Origin of the sequence: Enterobacter sichuanensis, from assembly GCF_002939185.1 — a bacterium.
Taxonomy (GTDB): Bacteria; Pseudomonadota; Gammaproteobacteria; order Enterobacterales; family Enterobacteriaceae; genus Enterobacter; species Enterobacter sichuanensis.
Map to the genome: position 1 here is coordinate 12,832 of NZ_POVL01000007.1, position 21,831 is coordinate 34,662.

General features: G+C 55.3%; 19 protein-coding genes and 1 other RNA gene. 14 read left to right on the top strand and 6 right to left on the bottom strand.

The features are described 5' to 3' along the window. Position 1 precedes the first annotated feature (1 nt). Positions 2-1,978, top strand: coding sequence for a biosynthetic arginine decarboxylase (speA, locus tag C5687_RS05065; RefSeq protein ID WP_025757724.1), 1,977 nt, complete (start codon positions 2-4; stop codon positions 1,976-1,978). A 216-nt stretch (positions 1,979-2,194) separates the two neighbouring features. Continuing rightward, positions 2,195-3,115 (top strand): agmatinase, encoded by a 921-nt coding sequence (gene speB, locus C5687_RS05070; RefSeq protein WP_014071686.1) that lies wholly within the window; start codon positions 2,195-2,197, stop codon positions 3,113-3,115. 51 nt (positions 3,116-3,166) lie between these two features. Here speB and C5687_RS05075 read toward each other — a convergent pair whose 3' ends face one another. Together C5687_RS05075 and loiP are read right to left on the bottom strand one after the other, a co-directional pair. Further along, complete coding sequence (locus C5687_RS05075) at positions 3,167-4,435, bottom strand: OprD family outer membrane porin (protein WP_104556524.1); 1,269 nt, start codon at positions 4,433-4,435, stop codon at positions 3,167-3,169. Positions 4,436-4,645: 210 nt separating this feature from the next. Next, the gene (gene loiP, locus C5687_RS05080; RefSeq protein ID WP_025757728.1) at positions 4,646-5,404 is read right to left on the bottom strand and encodes a metalloprotease LoiP; all 759 of its coding nucleotides are present in this window, start codon (positions 5,402-5,404) and stop codon (positions 4,646-4,648) included. Positions 5,405-5,676: 272 nt separating this feature from the next. Here loiP and tkt point away from each other — a divergent pair, with 272 nt between their 5' ends. The 7 genes from tkt to C5687_RS05115 all read left to right on the top strand — a co-directional run bounded on the left by tkt (position 5,677) and on the right by C5687_RS05115 (position 14,057). After that, entirely contained in the window at positions 5,677-7,668 is a 1,992-nt protein-coding gene (gene tkt, locus C5687_RS05085) for a transketolase (RefSeq protein ID WP_025757729.1), read from the top strand. A 341-nt stretch (positions 7,669-8,009) separates the two neighbouring features. Beyond that, positions 8,010-9,029, top strand: coding sequence for an erythrose-4-phosphate dehydrogenase (gene epd / locus C5687_RS05090; protein ID WP_025757731.1), 1,020 nt, complete (start codon positions 8,010-8,012; stop codon positions 9,027-9,029). A gap of 49 nt (positions 9,030-9,078) precedes the next feature. Further along, complete coding sequence (pgk, locus tag C5687_RS05095; protein WP_023309116.1) at positions 9,079-10,242, top strand: phosphoglycerate kinase; 1,164 nt, start codon at positions 9,079-9,081, stop codon at positions 10,240-10,242. 92 nt (positions 10,243-10,334) lie between these two features. Beyond that, positions 10,335-11,414, top strand: coding sequence for a class II fructose-bisphosphate aldolase (gene fbaA / locus C5687_RS05100; protein ID WP_008499731.1), 1,080 nt, complete (start codon positions 10,335-10,337; stop codon positions 11,412-11,414). Positions 11,415-11,600: 186 nt separating this feature from the next. After that, complete coding sequence (gene mscS, locus C5687_RS05105) at positions 11,601-12,455, top strand: small-conductance mechanosensitive channel MscS (protein ID WP_045286591.1); 855 nt, start codon at positions 11,601-11,603, stop codon at positions 12,453-12,455. A 142-nt stretch (positions 12,456-12,597) separates the two neighbouring features. After that, positions 12,598-13,233 carry an arginine exporter ArgO gene (gene argO / locus C5687_RS05110; RefSeq protein ID WP_025757735.1) on the top strand — a complete coding sequence of 212 codons (636 nt, stop codon included), beginning with the start codon at positions 12,598-12,600 and terminating at the stop codon, positions 13,231-13,233. A 92-nt stretch (positions 13,234-13,325) separates the two neighbouring features. Beyond that, entirely contained in the window at positions 13,326-14,057 is a 732-nt protein-coding gene (locus tag C5687_RS05115) for an oxidative stress defense protein (RefSeq protein ID WP_025757736.1), read from the top strand. A gap of 42 nt (positions 14,058-14,099) precedes the next feature. Here C5687_RS05115 and argP read toward each other — a convergent pair whose 3' ends face one another. Beyond that, positions 14,100-14,993 (bottom strand): DNA-binding transcriptional regulator ArgP, encoded by an 894-nt coding sequence (gene argP, locus C5687_RS05120; RefSeq protein ID WP_104556525.1) that lies wholly within the window; start codon positions 14,991-14,993, stop codon positions 14,100-14,102. A gap of 127 nt (positions 14,994-15,120) precedes the next feature. Between argP and rpiA the strand changes: the two genes are divergently transcribed. After that, complete coding sequence (gene rpiA / locus C5687_RS05125; RefSeq protein WP_013098630.1) at positions 15,121-15,780, top strand: ribose-5-phosphate isomerase RpiA; 660 nt, start codon at positions 15,121-15,123, stop codon at positions 15,778-15,780. A gap of 267 nt (positions 15,781-16,047) precedes the next feature. After that, positions 16,048-17,280: a phosphoglycerate dehydrogenase gene (serA, locus tag C5687_RS05135; RefSeq protein ID WP_094919346.1), complete on the top strand. Its 1,233-nt coding sequence runs from the start codon at positions 16,048-16,050 to the stop codon at positions 17,278-17,280. A 100-nt stretch (positions 17,281-17,380) separates the two neighbouring features. Here the strand turns inward: serA and C5687_RS05140 are convergent, their stop codons facing one another. The 3 genes from C5687_RS05140 to zapA all read right to left on the bottom strand — a co-directional run bounded on the left by C5687_RS05140 (position 17,381) and on the right by zapA (position 18,556). Continuing rightward, the gene (locus tag C5687_RS05140) at positions 17,381-17,977 is read right to left on the bottom strand and encodes a 5-formyltetrahydrofolate cyclo-ligase (RefSeq protein ID WP_094919345.1); all 597 of its coding nucleotides are present in this window, start codon (positions 17,975-17,977) and stop codon (positions 17,381-17,383) included. A gap of 24 nt (positions 17,978-18,001) precedes the next feature. Beyond that, positions 18,002-18,185, bottom strand: a non-coding RNA gene (gene ssrS / locus C5687_RS05145) — 6S RNA. A gap of 41 nt (positions 18,186-18,226) precedes the next feature. Then, a complete protein-coding gene (zapA, locus tag C5687_RS05150) occupies positions 18,227-18,556 on the bottom strand; it encodes a cell division protein ZapA (protein WP_006811891.1) in 330 nt (109 codons plus the stop codon). Positions 18,557-18,724: 168 nt separating this feature from the next. Between zapA and C5687_RS05160 the strand changes: the two genes are divergently transcribed. From C5687_RS05160 to ubiH, 3 genes are read left to right on the top strand one after another with little or no spacing between them, the layout of a single operon-like run. Next, the gene (locus C5687_RS05160) at positions 18,725-19,303 is read left to right on the top strand and encodes a YecA/YgfB family protein (RefSeq protein ID WP_024906571.1); all 579 of its coding nucleotides are present in this window, start codon (positions 18,725-18,727) and stop codon (positions 19,301-19,303) included. 31 nt (positions 19,304-19,334) lie between these two features. Further along, positions 19,335-20,648, top strand: a complete 1,314-nt coding sequence (pepP, locus tag C5687_RS05165) for a Xaa-Pro aminopeptidase (protein WP_104556554.1) — start codon at positions 19,335-19,337, stop codon at positions 20,646-20,648. Further along, positions 20,645-21,823, top strand: a complete 1,179-nt coding sequence (ubiH, locus tag C5687_RS05170; RefSeq protein WP_104556527.1) for a 2-octaprenyl-6-methoxyphenyl hydroxylase — start codon at positions 20,645-20,647, stop codon at positions 21,821-21,823. The genes pepP and ubiH overlap by 4 nt, the downstream gene beginning before the upstream one ends. Positions 21,824-21,831 lie beyond the last annotated feature (8 nt).

The following is a 21,831-nucleotide window of genomic DNA, read 5'->3' on the forward strand; positions in this document are numbered from 1 at the left end:
TATGTCTGACGACATGTCTTCTTTTTCGCCTTCGTCAGCGGGCGAACAGGGTGTACTACGTTCTATGCAGGAGGTTGCGATGAGCTCCCAGGAAGCCAGCAAGATGCTGCGCACTTACAATATTGCCTGGTGGGGCAATAACTACTACGACGTCAACGAACTGGGCCACATTAGCGTCTGCCCGGATCCCGACGTCCCTGAAGCGCGCGTGGATCTTGCCAAACTGGTAAAAGCCCGCGAAGCACAGGGCCAGCGTTTGCCTGCACTGTTCTGCTTCCCGCAGATCCTGCAACACCGTCTGCGTTCGATTAACGCCGCGTTCAAGCGTGCGCGTGAATCTTACGGCTATAAAGGCGACTACTTCCTGGTTTACCCGATCAAGGTGAACCAGCACCGCCGCGTGATTGAATCCCTGATCCACTCCGGTGAACCGCTGGGTCTGGAAGCGGGCTCCAAGGCAGAGCTGATGGCCGTGCTGGCGCATGCGGGCATGACCCGTTCGGTGATCGTCTGTAACGGTTATAAGGACCGTGAGTATATTCGTCTGGCGCTGATTGGCGAGAAGATGGGCCACAAGGTCTATCTGGTTATCGAGAAGATGACCGAAATTGCGATCGTGCTGGAAGAGGCCGAGCGTCTGAACGTGGTGCCACGTCTTGGCGTGCGTGCGCGTCTGGCATCCCAGGGGTCCGGTAAATGGCAGTCGTCCGGTGGCGAAAAATCCAAGTTCGGCCTGGCGGCCAACCAGGTGCTGCAGCTGGTGGAAATTCTCCGCGAGCGCGGTCGTCTGGACAGCATTCAGCTGCTGCACTTCCACCTCGGCTCGCAGATGGCCAACATTCGCGATATCGCCACTGGCGTGCGTGAATCAGCGCGTTTCTACGTTGAACTGCATAAGCTTGGCGTCAATATTCAGTGCTTTGACGTGGGCGGCGGACTGGGCGTGGACTATGAAGGTACCCGCTCGCAGTCCGACTGCTCCGTGAACTACGGCCTGAACGAATACGCCAACAACATTATCTGGGCGATTGGCGATGCCTGTGAAGAGCATGGCCTGCCGCACCCGACGGTGATCACCGAATCCGGACGTGCCGTTACGGCGCACCATACCGTGCTGGTCTCGAATATCATTGGCGTTGAGCGCAGCGAAACCACCGAAGCGACGCCGCCGGCAGAGGATGCTCCGCGTTCCCTGCAAAGCATGTGGGAAACCTGGCAGGAGATGCACGAGCCGGGCACGCGTCGTTCCCTGCGCGAGTGGCTGCACGACAGCCAGATGGATCTGCACGATATTCACGTCGGCTACTCTTCAGGCACCTTTAGCCTGCAGGAGCGCGCGTGGGCAGAGCAGCTCTATCTGAACATGTGCCACGAAGTGCAGAAGCAGCTCGATCCGAGCAACCGTGCGCACCGTCCGATTATCGACGAGCTGCAGGAACGTATGGCGGACAAGATTTACGTCAACTTCTCGCTGTTCCAGTCGATGCCGGATGCCTGGGGTATCGATCAGCTGTTCCCGGTTCTGCCGCTGGAAGGGCTGAATCATGCTCCGGAACGTCGTGCGGTGCTGCTGGATATTACCTGCGACTCTGACGGCGCTATCGACCACTACGTAGATGGCGACGGTATCGCCACGACGATGCCAATGCCGGAATATGACCCGGAGAACCCGCCAATGCTGGGCTTCTTTATGGTCGGGGCGTATCAGGAGATCCTCGGCAACATGCACAACCTGTTCGGTGATACCGAAGCGGTTGACGTGTTTGTCTTCCCTGACGGCAGCGTGGAAGTTGAGCTGTCCGACGAAGGGGACACCGTGGCGGACATGCTGGAATATGTGCAGCTGGATCCGAAAACGCTGCTGACCCAGTTCCGCGATCAGGTGAAAAACACCGGTCTGGACGATGCGCTGCAGCAGCAGTTCCTGGAAGAGTTTGAAGCGGGTCTGTACGGGTATACGTATCTGGAAGACGAGTAGTCGCTGATGCCCGGTGGCGCTGCGCTTACCGGGCCTACGACTGTAGGCCGGATAAGGCGAAGCCGTCATCCGGCAGAGTGCTATACTCACTTGAACCCGTATGCATTACCGGCGATAATTCGCCCCAATTAGCGATTTACGAATCAATCCCTTCCTCGTCGGGTTTAACGACGCGGAGGGGATTTTTTTTACATAGACTTTGAATGAGGTCAGGACATGAGCACTTTAGGTCATCAGTACGATAACTCTCTGGTATCTAACGCGTTTGGTTTTTTACGCCTTCCGATGAACTTCCAGCCGTACGACAGCGATGCTGACTGGGTCATCACCGGTGTGCCGTTCGATATGGCCACTTCTGGTCGCGCGGGTGGTCGTCACGGCCCGGCAGCGATCCGTCAGGTTTCCACTAACCTGGCCTGGGAGCATAACCGCTTCCCGTGGAACTTCGACATGCGTGAGCGCCTGAACGTGGTTGACTGCGGTGACCTGGTGTACGCCTTCGGTGACGCGCGTGAGATGAGCGAAAAGCTGCAGGCCCATGCCGAGAAGCTGCTGGCTGCCGGTAAGCGCATGCTCTCCTTTGGCGGCGACCACTTCGTGACCCTGCCACTGCTGCGCGCCCACGCGAAGCACTTCGGTAAAATGGCGCTAGTGCACTTCGATGCACATACCGACACCTATGCGAACGGCTGCGAGTTCGACCACGGCACTATGTTCTTCACCGCGCCGAACGAAGGTCTGATCGACCCGAACCACTCCGTGCAGATTGGTATCCGTACCGAGTTCGACAAAGACAACGGCTTCACCGTGCTGGATGCGGGCCAGGTTAACGATCGCGGCGTGGATGACATCATCGCGCAGGTGAAACAGATCGTGGGTGATATGCCTGTCTATCTGACCTTCGACATTGACTGCCTGGATCCGGCATTTGCCCCGGGTACCGGTACGCCGGTGATCGGCGGCCTGACCTCAGACCGTGCCATTAAACTGGTGCGCGGCCTGAAGGATCTGAACATTGTCGGGATGGACGTGGTGGAAGTGGCCCCTGCCTATGACCAGTCCGAGATCACTGCGCTGGCCGCAGCGACTCTGGCACTGGAAATGCTGTACATCCAGGCAGCGAAAAAAGGCGAATAAGCCAGCCCCTCGTGGCGTAAAAAAACCTCTCCGCGGAGAGGTTTTTTTTCATCAGAACACGTTAAACGGGTACTCCACGTAAGCGCGGATTTCGTCCCCACCGACGTTGTAATCGCTGGCGTTGCTGGAGACGCGCAGGACGGAGTAACGCAGTTTGAGTTTAAGATCCTTCGCCGGACCATCCTGCACCTGGTACTGGATCTGGTTAAACCACTCGTGCTCTTTGCCGTTGCTGGTTTCAGACGTTTTGATATTGTCACCACGCACGTAGGCGGTGGTCCAGCTCAGACCCGGCAGGCCGAGACCCGCGAAGTCCAGACCGTAAGAAGCCTGCCATGAACGTTCGTCTTCACCGTTGAAATCTGACCAGTAGGAGTTCGCCAGCCAGATGGTGTTGCCACCGTCACCCACGCCGCCCTGGTCGCGGTAGCCGCCGTAGTTGTAGCCGGTGCTGCCGCTGCTCTGCTGGTACGCCACTTTAAACGTGTGAATATCCCAGATATAGCTTGCCGCCAGGCTCCAGATGGTGTTGCTGCGGCCCGTGTTGAGGCTGTCAGCGTAACTCTGATCCAGACGGGAGTTATACCCGTTGAAGTCGAGCACCAGCTGTTGTCCGGTGCTGAACGGCTGTTTGAAGTTCATGCCCAGATACCGCTTGTTCATCACCTCTTCATTATGCGAGGCGTACAGCGCGCCGCTGAACTGGTCGTTGAACTGGTAGCTTGCGCCGCCGAAGGAGAGACTCTTCAGTCCGCTGTCGTGGCGATCGTCGCTTTTACGCTGCTCGTCGGTGAAGTAACCGGCGTTGATTTCCAGACCGTCGATCTCTTTTGAGGTCAGCATGGTGCCGGTATAGCTTTCAAACAGCAGGCGGGAGCTGTCGGCATTAACGATGGGCAGCTCAGGGCGCTGATTACCGTAGCTCAGGACGGTGTTTGAAAAGCGCATTTTTGCGGTTGCACCAAACTTTGCCAGATCGGATTTCGCCCGGCCGTCGTCTTCCTGTTTAAAGAAGTCGATGCCACCCGCGCCGCTCTTGCCGCGACCACCGTCCAGACGCACGCCGTATTGCGCGATGCCATCGACCCCAAAGCCCACCACGCCTTCGGTATAGCCGGATTCAAAGGTCGCGATGATGCCCTGGCCCCATTCGGCTTTATCCTGCTGGCCCTGATGGTAATCACGGCTGATATACGCATTACGTAAAAACAGGTTCAAATGGCTGTCGTTAATAAAACCCTGGCTGTCGGATTGCTGGCTTGCAGCGGCGGGTAATGCGGCAAATAAGCTTAAAGCAACTAATGATAATTCTTTTTTCACGGAGGGAACGTCTCTGTATGGATATATTAATTTGAATGACTGCGGACGTGATAATTACCGGAAAGATTAACGTTTGCAATAATAATGTGACCAAAGATTTCAATGGGTAAAGCTGATTTGGCGGGGCTTCTGGAGGGCGTTACCGATACGTGCGGTTAAGTTGACAATTCATGCGAAATAAAAAGGAGGCAAATTTGCCTCCTTCCAAAATTATTTAATTCCGTCTGCTGCCATACGGTCGCGAATATGCTGTGCGCGTTCTTCTGAGGCCGGATGATCGTCAAACATGGAGCTTTGGCGTCCCGCTTCCAGTTTGGCCAGTTTTTCAAAGCTGGTGGCTAAACCGGAAGGATTAATCCCGCGTTTGCGCAACAGATCGTAGGAGTAGTCATCCGCTTCGGACTCCTGGCGCTGTGAGAACTGGGAGTTAACCAGTTTTTCACCGACATCGCCCAGTTGTGATTGTGACAGGCTGCCAACGATACCGCCCGCTGAGGCCGCCGCTGCGCGAATGGCATTGGTGCCCAGGGCAACCTGCATCCCTTTCTTCACGTGGCCGAGCGCAACGTGGCCCATCTCATGGCCGATGACCGCTTCGACTTCATTGTCATTCATCATGTCCATCAGCCCGCTATAGACGCGGATACAGCCGTTCGCCATGGCGAACGCGTTCACGTCTTTCGCCATGTAAACCTTATAATTCACCGGCTGGCCGTTGATGTTATCGCCCAGCGCGGAAGCAATCTTATTCAGACGCTGCGTGTAGGTACTGTTAGCCGGCGCGAGGGTGGCTTTTCCGTCCATATCTTTACAGGCCTGGTCGCTCAGCGCTTTAACCTGCGCATCGCTCAGGGAATAGGCCTGAAAGGCTTCTGCGCCTGACGTCATCAGACCGTTAGAATCCATATTCTGACAGCCGCTCAGCAGGAGCGTTGTACCCAGGGCCAGCACTATTGCACGCATTTTCATGAGGTTGTTTCCGTACTCGTTAATCTGAATAAAATCTGAAAAGTGCACCGGCAGCGAAGCCGGACTCGGGCTAAGTATAAGGAATATCGACGAGGCCGGGCGAGCAGATTGCGCAACATGCGAGCATGATCCAGAGATTTCTTAAGCTGCAAAAGAATGGTCCATGTACATGGCATGCCGCTTGGGTTACATTGTTGGCACTTTTTTCCGGCGTAGCCCAAAACGCGCTGTCGTCAAGGGCATGGCCTTTAACAGTCCGATCTGGAGTTAAAATGTCCTCACGTAAAGAGCTTGCTAATGCTATTCGTGCGCTGAGCATGGACGCAGTACAGAAAGCCAAATCCGGCCACCCAGGGGCCCCTATGGGTATGGCTGATATCGCCGAAGTCCTGTGGCGTGATTTCCTGAACCACAACCCGCAGAACCCGTCATGGGCTGACCGCGACCGTTTCGTACTGTCTAACGGCCACGGCTCTATGCTGATTTATAGCCTGCTGCATCTCACAGGCTACGATCTGCCTATCGAAGAGCTGAAAAACTTCCGTCAGCTGCACTCCAAAACACCAGGTCACCCGGAAGTGGGTTACACCGCTGGCGTAGAAACCACCACCGGCCCACTGGGTCAGGGTATTGCTAACGCAGTGGGTATGGCGATTGCTGAGAAAACCCTGGCGGCGCAGTTCAACCGTCCTGGTCATGACATCGTTGACCACTTCACCTATGCGTTCATGGGTGACGGCTGCATGATGGAAGGCATTTCTCACGAAGTGTGCTCTCTGGCAGGTACCCTGAAGCTGGGCAAACTGGTTGCGTTCTATGACGACAACGGCATCTCCATCGACGGTCACGTTGAAGGCTGGTTCACTGATGACACCGCTAAACGTTTCGAAGCCTACGGCTGGCACGTGGTGCGTGGCGTTGATGGCCACGATGCTGACTCGATTAAACGTGCGGTAGAAGAAGCGCGCGCTGTCACTGACAAACCATCCCTGCTGATGTGCAAAACCATCATCGGCTTTGGTTCACCGAACAAAGCGGGTACTCACGACTCCCACGGTGCGCCACTGGGCGACGCGGAAATCGCGCTGACCCGTGAAGCGCTGGGCTGGAAACACCCTGCATTCGAAATCCCTTCTGACATTTATGCGCAGTGGGATGCAAAAGAAGCAGGTCAGGCCAAAGAAGCGGCATGGAACGAGAAGTTTGCTGCGTACGCGAAAGCCTTCCCGCAGGAAGCGGCTGAATTCACCCGTCGTATGAAAGGTGACATGCCGTCTGACTTCGACGCGAAAGCGAACGAGTTCATTGCTAAACTGCAGGCGAACCCATCCAAAATCGCCAGCCGTAAAGCGTCTCAGAACGCGATCGAAGCGTTCGGTCCTCTGCTTCCGGAATTCCTTGGCGGCTCCGCTGACCTGGCTCCGTCTAACCTGACCCTGTGGTCTGGCTCTAAGCCAATCAACGAAGATACTGCCGGTAACTACATCCATTACGGTGTCCGTGAATTCGGTATGACGGCGATCGCGAACGGTATCGCGCTGCACGGTGGTTTCCTGCCGTACACCTCTACCTTCCTGATGTTCGTGGAATATGCACGTAACGCCGTGCGTATGGCTGCGCTGATGAAACAGCGTCAGGTGATGGTCTATACCCACGACTCCATCGGTCTGGGCGAAGATGGTCCAACTCACCAGCCGGTAGAGCAGGTGGCTTCCCTGCGTGTGACCCCGAACATGAGCACATGGCGTCCATGTGACCAGGTTGAGTCCGCTGTGGCGTGGAAATACGGTGTTGAGCGTCAGGACGGCCCAACCGCGTTGATCCTCTCCCGTCAGAACCTGGCTCAGCAGGATCGTACGCCAGAGCAGCTGGCGAACATCGCTCGCGGTGGTTATGTGCTGAAAGATTGCGCAGGCCAGCCTGAGCTGATCTTCATCGCAACCGGTTCTGAAGTGGAACTGGCTGTCGCCGCCTGGGACAAACTGACTGCCGAAGGCGTAAAAGCGCGCGTGGTATCCATGCCGTCTACCGATGCGTTCGACAAACAGGATGCTGCTTACCGTGAATCCGTTCTGCCTAAAGCGGTAACCGCGCGTGTGGCAGTGGAAGCGGGTATCGCTGACTACTGGTTCAAATATGTGGGCCTGAACGGCGCCATCGTCGGTATGACCACTTTCGGTGAATCTGCTCCGGCAGAACAGCTGTTCGAAGAGTTCGGCTTCACCGTTGAGAACGTTGTCGCGAAAGCGAAAGAACTGCTGTAATTGTTTGTACGGTGCGGGCTGATGCCCTCACCCCAGCCCTCTCCCACTGGGAGAGGGTGCAAACACTAAAAACGGTAACCTCTCGGTTACCGTTTTGCTTTTACCTCGCCGTAAATTATTCCACCTAAAATGTGACGCAAGTCATATAGCTTGCTTATTCATCTGGACAGACATTCCTTTTATTCCTCGTTTCGCTTATTCTTGCTGAAGCGTTTCAGTCGATTAAATGTTCGACAATTGACCAATCAATCGCAGTTTGTGACAGCAAGGATTCCCCTTCGGGCGTAGCTGGATTACTCTTTCAGCCACCTCAAACCCAGGGAGTGCTTTGCAGGAGATCTATGACCGTACGCGTAGCGATTAATGGCTTCGGTCGCATCGGGCGTAATGTGGTTCGTGCTCTGTATGAATCCGGACGTCGGGCGGAAATAACCGTGGTGGCAATCAATGAACTGGCGGATGCTACGGGCATGGCGCATTTATTGAAATATGACACCAGCCACGGACGCTTTGCCTGGGATGTGCGCCAGGACAGAGATCAGCTCTATGTGGGTGACGACGCTATTCGTGTGCTGCATGAGAGCAGCATTTCCGGGCTACCCTGGCGCGAACTGGGTGTGGATGTGGTGCTTGACTGTACCGGTGTGTATGGCAACCGCGAACATGGCGAAGCGCATCTCGCGGCAGGTGCGAAGAAAGTCCTGTTCTCCCATCCCGGCAGTAACGACCTCGACGCGACCGTCGTGTTTGGCGTCAACCAGCATGAGCTGCAAGCTGAACACCGCATTGTCTCCAACGCCTCCTGTACCACTAACTGCATTATTCCGGTCATCAAACTGTTAGACGATGCGTATGGCATTGAATCCGGTACCGTGACCACGATTCACTCCGCCATGCACGATCAACAGGTAATTGACGCTTACCACCCGGATTTACGGCGCACGCGTGCAGCGAGCCAGTCAATCATTCCGGTGGATACCAAACTGGCGGCAGGGATCACCCGAATTTTTCCGCAGTTTAATGACCGCTTTGAAGCGATTGCCGTGCGTGTTCCGACGATCAACGTCACCGCCATCGACCTGAGCGTGACGGTGAAAAAACCGGTAAAAGCCTGTGAAGTCAACCAGTTGCTGCAAAAAGCGGCACAGGGGGCATTTCATGGTATAGTTGACTATACGGAATTACCGTTGGTCTCAGTGGATTTTAACCACGACCCGCACAGCGCCATCGTCGATGGTACTCAAACGCGCGTCAGTGGCGCACACCTTATCAAGACGCTGGTCTGGTGTGATAACGAATGGGGCTTTGCTAACCGAATGCTCGACACCACGTTAGCAATGGCCGCTCAAGGTTTCAGGTAAGACGCATCGTGCGTCTGCAAAACTTTAAGAATCAACGAGAGGATTCACCATGTCTGTAATTAAGATGACCGATCTGGATCTGGCTGGTAAACGCGTTTTCATCCGTGCTGATCTGAACGTACCGGTTAAAGATGGCAAAGTGACCAGTGACGCGCGTATCCGTGCATCACTGCCAACCATCGAACTGGCTCTGAAGCAGGGCGCGAAAGTGATGGTTACCTCCCACCTGGGTCGTCCAACCGAAGGCGAGTACAACGAAGAGTTCTCTCTGCTGCCAGTTGTTAATTACCTGAAAGACAAACTGTCCAACCCGGTTCGCCTGGTAAAAGATTACCTGGACGGCGTTGAAGTTGCTGCCGGTGAACTGGTGGTTCTGGAAAACGTTCGCTTCAACAAAGGCGAGAAGAAAGACGACGAAACCCTGTCAAAAAAATACGCTGCACTGTGCGACGTATTCGTGATGGATGCTTTCGGTACGGCTCACCGTGCGCAGGCGTCTACCCACGGTATCGGTAAATTTGCAGACGTTGCGTGTGCCGGTCCTCTGCTGGCTGACGAACTGGAAGCACTGGGTAAAGCACTGAAAGAACCCGCTCGCCCAATGGTGGCTATCGTGGGTGGTTCTAAAGTGTCTACCAAACTGACCGTTCTGGATTCCCTGTCTAAAATCGCTGACCAGCTGATCGTTGGCGGTGGTATCGCGAACACCTTCGTTGCCGCTCAGGGCCACAACGTCGGTAAATCCCTGTATGAAGCAGACCTGGTTGACGAAGCTAAACGCCTGCTGGGTACCTGCGATATCCCGGTTCCAACGGATGTTCGCGTCGCAACCGAGTTCTCTGAAACCGCGACTGCGACCCTGAAATCTGTAAACGACATCAAAGATGAAGAGCAGATTCTGGACCTGGGCGACGTTTCTGCACAGAAACTGGCTGAAATCCTGAAGAACGCAAAAACTATCCTGTGGAACGGTCCTGTTGGCGTGTTCGAATTCCCGAACTTCCGCAAAGGTACTGAAATCGTTGCTAACGCTATCGCAGACAGCGAAGCGTTCTCTATCGCAGGCGGCGGTGACACCCTGGCAGCAATCGACCTGTTCGGTATCGCTGACAAGATCTCCTACATCTCCACTGGTGGCGGTGCATTCCTCGAATTCGTGGAAGGTAAAGTACTGCCAGCAGTAGCAATGCTCGAAGAGCGCGCTAAGAAGTAAGCCATTCAGGGGCAGGGAAACCTGCCCAATTTTCAGCGCGCTTTTAAGAGCTCGCACCTTTTCTAACGGCCGAAGATACAGGACTAAGCAACATGTCTAAAATTTTTGATTTCGTAAAACCTGGCGTGATCACTGGTGATGACGTACAGAAAGTGTTCCAGGTAGCTAAAGAAAACAACTTCGCTCTGCCAGCAGTAAACTGCGTGGGTACCGACTCCATCAACGCCGTACTGGAAACCGCTGCAAAAGTTAAAGCGCCGGTTATCGTTCAGTTCTCTAACGGCGGTGCTGCGTTTATCGCGGGTAAAGGCGTGAAAACTGACATTCCTCAGGGTGCTGCTATCCTGGGCGCGATCTCAGGTGCGCACCACGTACACCAGATGGCTGAACACTACGGTGTTCCTGTTATCCTGCACACTGACCACTGCGCGAAGAAACTGCTGCCGTGGATCGACGGTCTGCTGGACGCGGGTGAAAAACACTTCGCGGCAACCGGTAAGCCACTGTTCTCTTCTCACATGATCGACCTGTCTGAAGAATCCCTGCACGAAAACATCGAAATCTGCTCTAAATACCTGGCGCGCATGGCCAAAATGGACATGACCCTGGAAATCGAACTGGGTTGCACCGGTGGTGAAGAAGACGGCGTGGACAACAGCCACATGGACGCTTCTGCCCTGTACACTCAGCCAGAAGACGTTGATTACGCTTACACCGAGCTGAGCAAAATCAGCCCACGCTTCACCATCGCAGCGTCCTTCGGTAACGTACACGGCGTTTACAAACCAGGTAACGTGGTTCTGACCCCGACCATCCTGCGTGACTCTCAGGAATACGTGTCCAAAAAACACAACCTGCCGCACAACAGCCTGAACTTCGTCTTCCACGGCGGTTCCGGTTCTTCTGCTCAGGAAATCAAAGACTCCGTAAGCTACGGCGTAGTGAAAATGAACATCGATACCGACACCCAGTGGGCAACCTGGGACGGTATTCTGCAGTACTACAAAGCGAACGAAGCTTACCTGCAGGGCCAGCTGGGCAACCCGAAAGGCGAAGACCAGCCGAACAAGAAATACTACGATCCACGCGTATGGCTGCGCGCAGCGCAGACGTCCATGGTGACCCGTCTGGAGCAGGCTTTCAAAGAACTGAACGCGATCGACGTTCTGTAATCAGAGCTGCTAACAGCATCAGAAGGCCCGCAAATGCGGGCCTTTTTTTATGCTTTTTCAATAGCCTGTCGGGCTGGTTTTTGTGATCTGTTTGGCAAATCCGGTGCTTTTTGTTTACCCTTTACTGACCTGCCTGTCTCCACGGGGGATGGATTTTATGTTTGGGTTTAACAAAAGGAAGAATAAATGGAACAACTCGATGTTGTAGACAGCATCAATACCGCCGGTAACTGGCTGGTGCGCAACCAGGCACTGCTGCTGAGCTATGCCGTGAACATTGTCGCGGCGATCGCCATCATTATCGTCGGGATGATCGTGGCGCGTATTGTCTCGAATGCGGTTAACCGAGTGATGCTGGCTCGTCATATTGACGCTACGGTCGCTGATTTCCTCTCCGCACTGGTGCGCTACGGCATCATCGCCTTTACGCTGATTGCTGCCCTGGGGCGCGTGGGCGTACAGACGGCATCCGTCATCGCAGTGCTCGGTGCCGCCGGCCTGGCTATTGGTCTGGCACTGCAGGGCTCGCTGGCGAACCTGGCGGCAGGTGTCTTGCTGGTAACCTTCCGCCCGTTCCGCTCAGGTGAATATGTCGACCTTGGCGGCATTGCCGGAACCGTGCTGCAGGTGCAGATTTTCTCAACGACACTGCGTACCGTTGATGGCCGCATCGTGGTCGTGCCGAACGGGAAAATCATTGCAGGCAACATCATTAACTTCTCCCGTGAACCGGTGCGTCGTAACGAGCTGATTATCAGTGTGGCGTATGACTCCGATATCGATCAGGTGAAGACGCTGATTAGCAACATCATTGCCTCAGACGATCGCATTCTGAAAGACAAAGAGCAGACCGTTCGTCTGAACGAACTGGGGGCATCATCTATTAACTTTGTGGTGCGTATCTGGAGCAAGAGTAGCGATCTGCAAAATGTCTACTGGGACGTGCTGGAGCGTATTAAGCGCGACTTCGACGCCAACGGCATCAGCTTCCCGTACCCGCAGATGGACGTCAACGTCAAAAAAGTCAAAGAAGCAGAATAACATCCTCAGGCCCGGTACGCGCTCGCGCCACCGGGCTTTACTTTTATAAGCCCCGCTAATCCCCAATTAATATTATCAATTTCCTCTAATGTGATTCACGCAGTATAGTCTGCTTCCAGGACAATACAGTGAGAATCTCGTCATGTTATCGTATTACTTTCAAGGGCTTGCATTAGGTGCGGCCATGATCCTTCCCCTCGGTCCACAAAATGCGTTTGTGATGAACCAGGGCATCCGCCGCCAGTATCATCTGATGATTGCCCTGCTGTGCGCGGTAAGCGATTTACTGCTGATCTGTGCCGGCATATTTGGCGGTAGCGCACTGCTGATGCAGTCTCCCTGGCTGCTGGCGCTGGTTACCTGGGGCGGCGTGGCGTTCCTGCTCTGGTATGGTTTCGGCGCGCTGAAAACGGCCATGAGCAGCAACCTCGAACTGGCAAGCGCTGAAGTGATGAAGCAGGGGCGATGGAAGATTATCGTCACCATGCTGGCGGTGACCTGGCTTAACCCGCATGTTTACCTTGATACCTTCGTGGTGCTGGGCAGCCTGGGCGGACAGCTGGACGTTGAACCTAAACGCTGGTTTGCGCTCGGTACGGTAAGCGCCTCTTTCCTCTGGTTCTTCGGACTCGCGATTCTGGCGGCCTGGCTGGCCCCTCGTCTGCGTACGGCCAAAGCGCAGCGGATCATCAACACGCTGGTGGGCGTGGTGATGTGGTTTATCGCCTTTCAGCTGGCAAAAGAGGGGATTCACCATGTCCAGCAATTGTTCAACTAAGCCTTGTCTTATGGACAACTGAACAAGACGCGCTAAGCTTGCTGGCATGCGCCCTGTTGTTGGGGCACTCTTTGCAACATGGAGGAATGACAGTGAAGTTTAAGGTGATGGCCCTGGCGGCATTAGTAAGTTTAGGTGCGGTGTCGGTGCAGGCAAGTGAACTGCCGGATGGTCCGCACATCGTCACGTCAGGCACCGCAAGCGTGGATGCGGTACCCGATGTTGCAACGCTGGCAATTGAAGTGAATGTGGCCGCGAAAGATGCGGCGTCTGCCAAGAAGCAGGCTGACGATCGCGTTGCGCAATACCTCTCTTTCCTTGAGCAGAACGGTGTCGGTAAAAAAGATATCAACTCCGCTAACCTGCGCACTCAACCCGATTACGACTACCAGAACGGCAAAAGTATCCTGAAGGGCTACCGTGCCGTACGTACCGTTGAAGTGACCGTCCGTCAGTTGGATAAGCTGAACGCTTTGCTGGATGGCGCGCTGAAGGCGGGCCTGAATGAAATTCGTTCCGTGTCACTGGGTGTTGCGCAACCCGAGAAATACAAAGACCAGGCACGTAAAGCGGCAATTGATGACGCAATGCACCAGGCACAGCAGCTGGCTGCCGGTTTTAACAGCAAGCTCGGCCCGGTATACAGCGTGCGTTACCACGTCTCTAACTACCAGCCAAGCCCGATGGTGCGAATGATGAAAGCCGATGCGGCGCCGGTATCCGCTCAGGAAACTTACGAGCAGCCGACGATCCAGTTCGACGATCAGGTTGATGTGGTGTTCCAGCTGGAACCCGTTGCAGCACAGCCGAAACCTGCACAATAATCAACAGGCCGGGTAAGGCGTAGCCGCCACCCGGCTTTTCTTTTAATCCTGTCGCAACACCCTATGCCCGTAGGCCAGCAGCGCGTCGGTGACGTTGCGCATCATGCGGCTTTCTGGCGCAAAACGGTGCCAGTAGAGCATCCGGCGCTGATACAGCCCCGGCGTCAAATCAATCAGCTCTCCGCTTTTCAACTCTTTCTCAATCTGCAGATGCGGGATCATGCAGCAGGTCGTGCCCTGACGCGCAAGCTGCACGAAGGCTTCCGATGAGTTAACGATATGACACGGCACGCTGCCCGGCGGCAGGTCAAAGTTTTGCTGCAGGAACGCCTGATGCATATCGTCCAGATGGTCAAACGCCACGGCAGGCGCTTTCAGCAGCGCGGCGCGGGTCACGCCGTTGGGGAAATAGCGCTCGGCAAAGGCTTTTGAACCAACAAACAGGTAATCCAGCGCACCCAGCTGATCGACAAGACAGCTAGGAAGCGCCTGAGGCTGAATACTGACCGCCCCAACCACTTCACCACGACGCAGGCGCTCCTGGGTACGGGTTTCATCTTCAACCTGCAAATTCAGGCGGATAGGGGAGTCCGCCAATACCGGCGCAAGGGCCGGCAGCAGCCAGGTTGCCAGACTGTCGGCGTTAACCGCCAGAGAGAGCAGCAGCGGCGTAGAGCCCGTTTGTTCGTCACCCAGCCACTCATCTTCCAGCAGCTCAACCTGACGCAGCAGGGCGAGGAGTTTTTGTCCTTGCTCCGTTGGGCGAGGCGGCACGGTACGCACCAGCAGTGGCTGGCCGAACATATTTTCGAGCTGTTTGATACGCTGCGATACGGCGGACTGCGTGATGCAAAGCTTTTGCGCCGCGCGCTCAAAACCTCGTTCACGAATAACTGCATCAAGTGCCTGTAGTGTTCTGTAGTCCGGACGTTTCATTGCTCTGGCTGGCTCCTTAATTTTGCTTATTCTGCACTATGACACAATTTTCCCTTCGTGGCAGACGAATTCCATTCGACGTGTTCTATAATGCGCCCTGAGTTTTCACACCACAGGCAAAACGATCATGACGCAGGATGAACTGAAAAAAGCAGTAGGATGGGCCGCTCTCCAGTACGTACAACCGGGCACCATTGTCGGTGTTGGTACCGGGTCGACGGCGGCGCACTTTATCGATGCGCTGGGCACGATGAAAGGGCAGATTGAGGGGGCTGTGTCCAGCTCTGATGCTTCCACGGAAAAGCTGAAAAGCCTCGGCATTACCGTTTTCGATCTGAACGAAGTTGATCGTCTGGGCATTTACGTTGATGGCGCGGATGAGATCAACGGCCATATGCAGATGATCAAAGGCGGCGGCGCGGCGCTGACCCGTGAAAAAATCATCGCTTCCGTTGCGGATAAGTTCATCTGCATCGCTGATGCGTCCAAGCAGGTCGATATTCTGGGTAAATTCCCGCTGCCGGTTGAAGTGATCCCGATGGCACGCAGCGCCGTGGCGCGTGAACTGGTCAAACTGGGCGGACGTCCGGAATATCGTCAGGGCGTAGTGACCGATAACGGCAACGTGATCCTCGACGTTCACGGACTGGAAATTCTCGACGCGATTGCGCTGGAAAACGCCATCAATGGCATTCCGGGCGTTGTCACTGTAGGGTTATTTGCCAACCGTGGCGCGGACGTGGCGCTGATTGGTACGGCTGACGGTGTGAAAACCATCGTAAAATGATCTGACGGGGGGCGCTCACCCCCCGCTAAAAAATTTTTGAAAAGCTAAATTCGGTGACTTGTATCACGTTTTTACGCCTCGTTTGCCGATCCTGCCACGTACGTAAAATTCCGCAGCATTTTCCTCTGTCATTTTGCCCTGTATGACTTTTCTTCAGAGTGCTGACGCAAACGTTCATATTGCTGCAATAGTTTTTTTTGATATGTTGGCTAGAGCGGATTTCAATCCAGCACAACATCAGTTCAGATAAAATACAGGGTCGGGTAAATGGCAAAGGTATCACTGGAGAAAGACAAGATTAAATTCCTGCTGGTCGAGGGTGTGCATCAGAAAGCACTCGATAGCCTTCGTGCGGCAGGTTACACCAACATCGAATTCCATAAAGGCGCGCTGGATACCGAAGAGCTCAAGGCAGCCATCCGGGATGCTCACTTCATTGGCCTGCGATCCCGTACCCACCTGACTGAAGATGTGATTGCCGCGGCGGAAAAGCTGGTTGCCATCGGTTGTTTCTGCATCGGTACCAACCAGGTTGATCTGAACGCCGCCGCTAAGCGCGGTATTCCTGTATTCAACGCACCTTTCTCCAACACCCGTTCCGTGGCGGAGTTAGTGATTGGCGAATTGCTGCTGTTGCTGCGCGGTATCCCGGAGGCTAACGCCAAAGCGCACCGTGGCGTCTGGAACAAACTGGCTACAGGTTCATACGAAGCCCGTGGTAAGAAACTGGGTATCATTGGTTATGGCCACATCGGTACTCAACTCGGGATTCTGGCGGAATCTCTGGGGATGCACGTTTACTTTTATGACATTGAAAGCAAACTGCCTCTGGGGAACGCCACTCAGGTTCAACATCTCTCCGACCTGCTGAACATGAGCGATGTGGTCAGCCTGCATGTGCCGGAAAACGCCTCCACCAAAAACATGATGGGTGCGGAAGAGCTGGCGCTGATGAAGCCGGGTTCACTGCTGATCAACGCCGCGCGCGGTACGGTTGTCGACATTCCTGCCCTGTGTGATGCGCTAAAACGCAAACATCTGGCAGGTGCCGCGATTGACGTCTTCCCGACTGAGCCTGCGACCAACAGCGATCCGTTTAACTCTCCGCTGTGCGAGTTCGACAACGTGATCCTGACGCCGCACATCGGCGGTTCGACTCAGGAAGCGCAGGAGAACATCGGTCTGGAAGTGGCGGGTAAACTGAGCAAATACTCTGACAACGGCTCGACGCTCTCCGCCGTTAACTTCCCGGAAGTGTCTCTGCCGCTGCACGGCGGCCGTCGTCTGCTGCACATTCACGAAAACCGTCCAGGCGTGCTGACTGCCATTAACCAGATCTTTGCTGAGCAGAGCGTCAACATCGCCGCGCAGTATCTGCAAACCAATTCGCAGATGGGCTATGTGGTTATTGATATCGAAGCGGATGAAGACGTTGCCGAGAAAGCGCTGCAGAGCATGAAGGCGATTCCAGGGACGATTCGCGCACGTCTTCTTTACTGATAGTGCGGGCTGTGTGTCGGGTGGCGCTTACGCTTACCCGACCTACAAAGTTCGAGGATTTATGTAGGCCGGGTAAGCGTAAGCGCCACCCGGCTTTATTCTACCAGGTCCAGGTTTTACTGGGCGTCACCACCGCCGGCAACGGCACATCCCATTTTTCTACCGGTAAGGCCTCCACGCCCTGGCAATCATGCGCGTAACCCACCGGCTGTAAACCGTATTGCTGCCAGTTTTGCAGCGTCCGGTCGTAAAAACCGCCGCCCATGCCCAAACGCTGACCCTGTTCATCAAACGCCACCAGCGGCGTGACCAGCACATCCAGTTCGGCAAGCGGCAGAACGTCGCGCACGTCGAGTTTGGGTTCTGTGATTTTCAGACGATTCACCACCAGCTCGCTGTGTGGGTGGTAGTGCAGAAACAGCAGGTTTCCTTTGCTAAACGGATGCAGCACCGGCAGATAGACCTTCTTCCCGGCTCGCCAGAGTTGCTCGATGAGCGGTTGGGTATCCAGTTCGCCATCAAACGACAGAAACAGTGCGACCGTATGCGCCATCACAACAGGGGGATACGCCATCATGCGAGCGGCGGCCTGCTGCGCAAAATGCGCTTGCTGTTCTGGAGTTAACGCACGACGGCGTTGACGAATGAGCTGACGAATATCCTGGCGTGAGGCAGAAACTTCAGGGAATTGAGTCATGGTAGTCGGTAGAAGAAAAGAGAGGGAATCTCCGAGATGCCGCCGCAGGCTGTAACCCTTGAACCCTTGGTTCAAGGTGAATGTGTCGTCATAGTTTTAAGGCTTCTCGGACGGACCGAGCATGCTCACCAACCATGGAGCGCCACATTCTTGTGGTATGAAATATCGGCTCAGGGGACTGGCCCGCTTGCGAACATCTCAGAGAAATTTTGTCTTCACAGTTACTCTACCATAGTCAACTGAGAAGTGTTATTCAAACTTTGGTCCCGGTCTTTCGGGATTGCGACCCTGATCAAGCAATGCCTGTTCAATGGTCTGCTGGAGCATTTTAATGCGCTGCTCCATGCTTGCCGCGTAGTCGCGGGTTTTCGCTTTTTCCTGAGTCAGTTCATAGCTGATGTTCAACGCGGCGATGAAAACCAGCTGCTCAGTATTTGTGACTCTAGTGCGTTCTTTTAGATCTTGCAACCGCTGATTCAAATCGTCCGCGGCCTGATTCAAAGCATCCCTTTGTTCAGGCGGACAATTCACTCGCAGTGAACGGCCAAAAATCTGGAGATCGACGGGTTGTGCAGACATGCCACCTTCCTGCTGATTGACTGCGCTGCCTTCGCCTGATGCCCCGGGGGCTGCGAAGGGGCGACACTATAGCTACCCTGATGTGAAGATACAAGCCCTTTTCTGGTATCACCAGGGTCCAAAGTGGTAGCATATCATGAAACTTCCCCCCAATGATGACGAATGCGCATGTCTATACAGAACGAAATGCCTGGTTACAAGGATTTAAACCAGTTACTGAACCAGCAGGGAGTCGGTTTAACCCCTGCCGAAATGCACGGTCTGATCAGTGGCATGCTGTGCGGCGGAAACAGCGACAGCTCATGGCAGCCGCTGATCCACGACCTCACGAATGAAGGGCTGGCGTTTGGTCACGAGCTGGCGGAAGCGCTGCGTAAAATGCATGCCGCCATCAGCGATTCGCTGGAAGACGATGGCTTCCTTTTTCAGCTTTATCTGCCTGAAGGCGACGACGTCAGCGTGTTCGATCGCGCCGATGCGCTGGCGGGTTGGGTAAATCATTATCTGCTGGGTCTGGGCGTCACGCAGCCTAAACTGGACAAAGTAACCGGCGAAGCGGGTGAAGCGATCGACGATCTGCGCAACATCGCCCAGCTTGGCTACGATGAGGACGAAGACCAGGAAGAGCTGGAAATGTCTCTCGAAGAGATCATTGAGTACGTGCGCGTGGCGGCACTGCTGTGCCATGACAACTTTACGCGCTCACAGCCGACCGCGCCGGAAGTCCGCAAGCCAACCTTACATTAAGAAAAATAACGCACAGGAGGGTGTCATGGTTATCTCGAGTCAAGAGTATTCGCGCCGCCGTCAGGCGCTGCTGGCAAAAATGCAGCCGGGCAGCGCCGCGCTGATTTTCGCTGCGCCCGAAGTGACGCGCAGCGCCGACAGCGAATATCCCTATCGCCAGAGCAGCGATTTCTGGTACTTCACTGGCTTTAACGAGCCGGAAGCGGTACTGGTGCTGATTAAGAGCAATGACACTCACAACCACAGCGTGATTTTTAACCGCGTGCGCGATCTGACGGCCGAAATCTGGTTTGGCCGCCGCTTAGGGCAGGAGGCCGCACCGGAAAAACTGGGCGTTGATCGTGCGCTGGCGTTTAGTGAAATCAACCAGCAGCTTTACCAGCTGCTTAACGGCCTCGACGTGCTCTATCACGCGCAGGGCGAATATGCGTACGCCGATGAGATTGTTTTCACCGCGCTGGATAAGCTGCGCAAAGGCTCGCGGCAGAATCTTTCCGCACCCGCTACCCTCACGGACTGGCGTCCGGTGGTGCATGAGATGCGTCTGTTCAAATCTGAAGAAGAGCTGAACGTGATGCGCCGTGCGGGCGAAATCAGCGCCCTGGCGCACACCCGCGCCATGGAGAAGTGCCGTCCCGGGATGTTCGAATATCAGCTGGAGGGCGAAATTCACCACGAATTTAACCGTCACGGCGCGCGTTATCCCTCTTACAACACCATTGTTGGCGGTGGGGAAAACGGCTGCATTCTGCACTACACCGAAAACGAAAGCGCGCTGCGCGATGGCGATCTGGTGCTTATCGATGCTGGTTGCGAATATCAGGGCTACGCGGGGGATATCACCCGCACCTTCCCGGTGAACGGTAAATTTTCACCGGCACAGCGCGCTATTTACGACATCGTGCTGGAATCCCTTGAGACGGCACTCAACCTGTATCGCCCGGGGACCTCCATACAGGAAGTGACCGGCGAAGTGGTACGCATCATGATTACCGGTCTGGTCAGGCTCGGGATCCTGAAAGGGGATGTGGATACCCTGATTGCTGAAAATGCGCATCGACCGTACTTCATGCATGGTCTGAGCCACTGGCTGGGGCTGGATGTCCATGACGTTGGTGCGTATGGCGCCGACCGTTCGCGCGTGCTGGAGCCGGGCATGGTATTAACCGTGGAGCCGGGGTTATATATCGCGCCGGATGCCGACGTGCCTGAAGAATACCGCGGGATTGGTATTCGTATTGAAGACGACATTGTCATTACCGAAACCGGTAATGAAAACCTGACCGCGAGCGTCGTGAAAAACGCTGACGATATCGAGGCGCTGATGGCAGCGGCGCGCGCATGAGCGTGATCATCGTGGGCGGCGGCATGACCGGGGCCACGCTGGCGCTGGCCATTTCGCATTTGACGCAGGGCCAGCTTCCGGTGCACCTGGTGGAAGCCGTTGCGCCAGAGGCGTCGAATCACCCCGGTTTTGATGCCCGCGCCATTGCGCTGGCGCAGGGAACCTGTCAGCAGCTTGCGCGTATTGGTATCTGGCAGGCGATAGCCGACCGTGCCACGGCTATCGGTACTGTTCACGTCAGCGATCGCGGCCATGCTGGCTTTGTCACGCTGGAGGCGCAGGATTACCGTATTGATGCCCTGGGTCAGGTCGTTGAGCTACACGATGTGGGTTTACGTCTGTTCCGCCTGCTTCAGGATGCGCCGGGCGTGACGCTGCATTGTCCGGCACGCGTGGCAAGCGTAAGCCGCAGTGAAGCGTCGGTCAGCGTGACGCTGGAAAACGGCACCGTGCTGGATGGCCAACTGCTGGTTGCCGCAGACGGTTCGCGCTCGGCGATCGGCACCCAGTGTGGCGTGGAGTGGCGTCAGCAGCCTTACGGGCAGGTGGCGGTTATCGCCAACGTCTCAACGGCTGCAGAACACAACGGCAGGGCGTTTGAACGCTTTACGCAGCATGGTCCGCTGGCGATGCTGCCGATGTCGAACGGTCGCTGTTCTCTGGTCTGGTGTCACCCGCAGGATAAGGCGGAAGAGGTTAAGGCCTGGTCAGACGAACGTTTTTGTACCGAGCTGCAAAAGGCGTTTGGCTGGCGGCTGGGGCGCATTACCCATGCCGGCAAGCGGACGGTATATCCTCTTTCGTTAACCACCGCGTCGCAGTCCATTTCCCATCGTCTGGCGCTGGTCGGTAATGCCGCGCAGACGCTGCACCCCATTGCGGGGCAAGGTTTCAACCTTGGATTACGCGACGTGATGAGTCTGGCAGAAACGCTTTCGCAGGCGTGGGGCGAGCAAAAAGACTGTGGCGCATATCAGGTGCTCAGCCATTACCAGAAACGACGCCAGGCGGATAAAGAGGCGACAATCGGTGTCACCGATGGCCTGGTTCATCTGTTTGCCAATCGCTGGGCGCCGCTGGTTGCGGGCCGCAACCTCGGGCTGATGGCGATGGAACTATTCATACCGGCACGTGACGTGCTGGCGCAGCGGACTCTTGGTTGGGTCGCGCGTTAAGGAGTTAT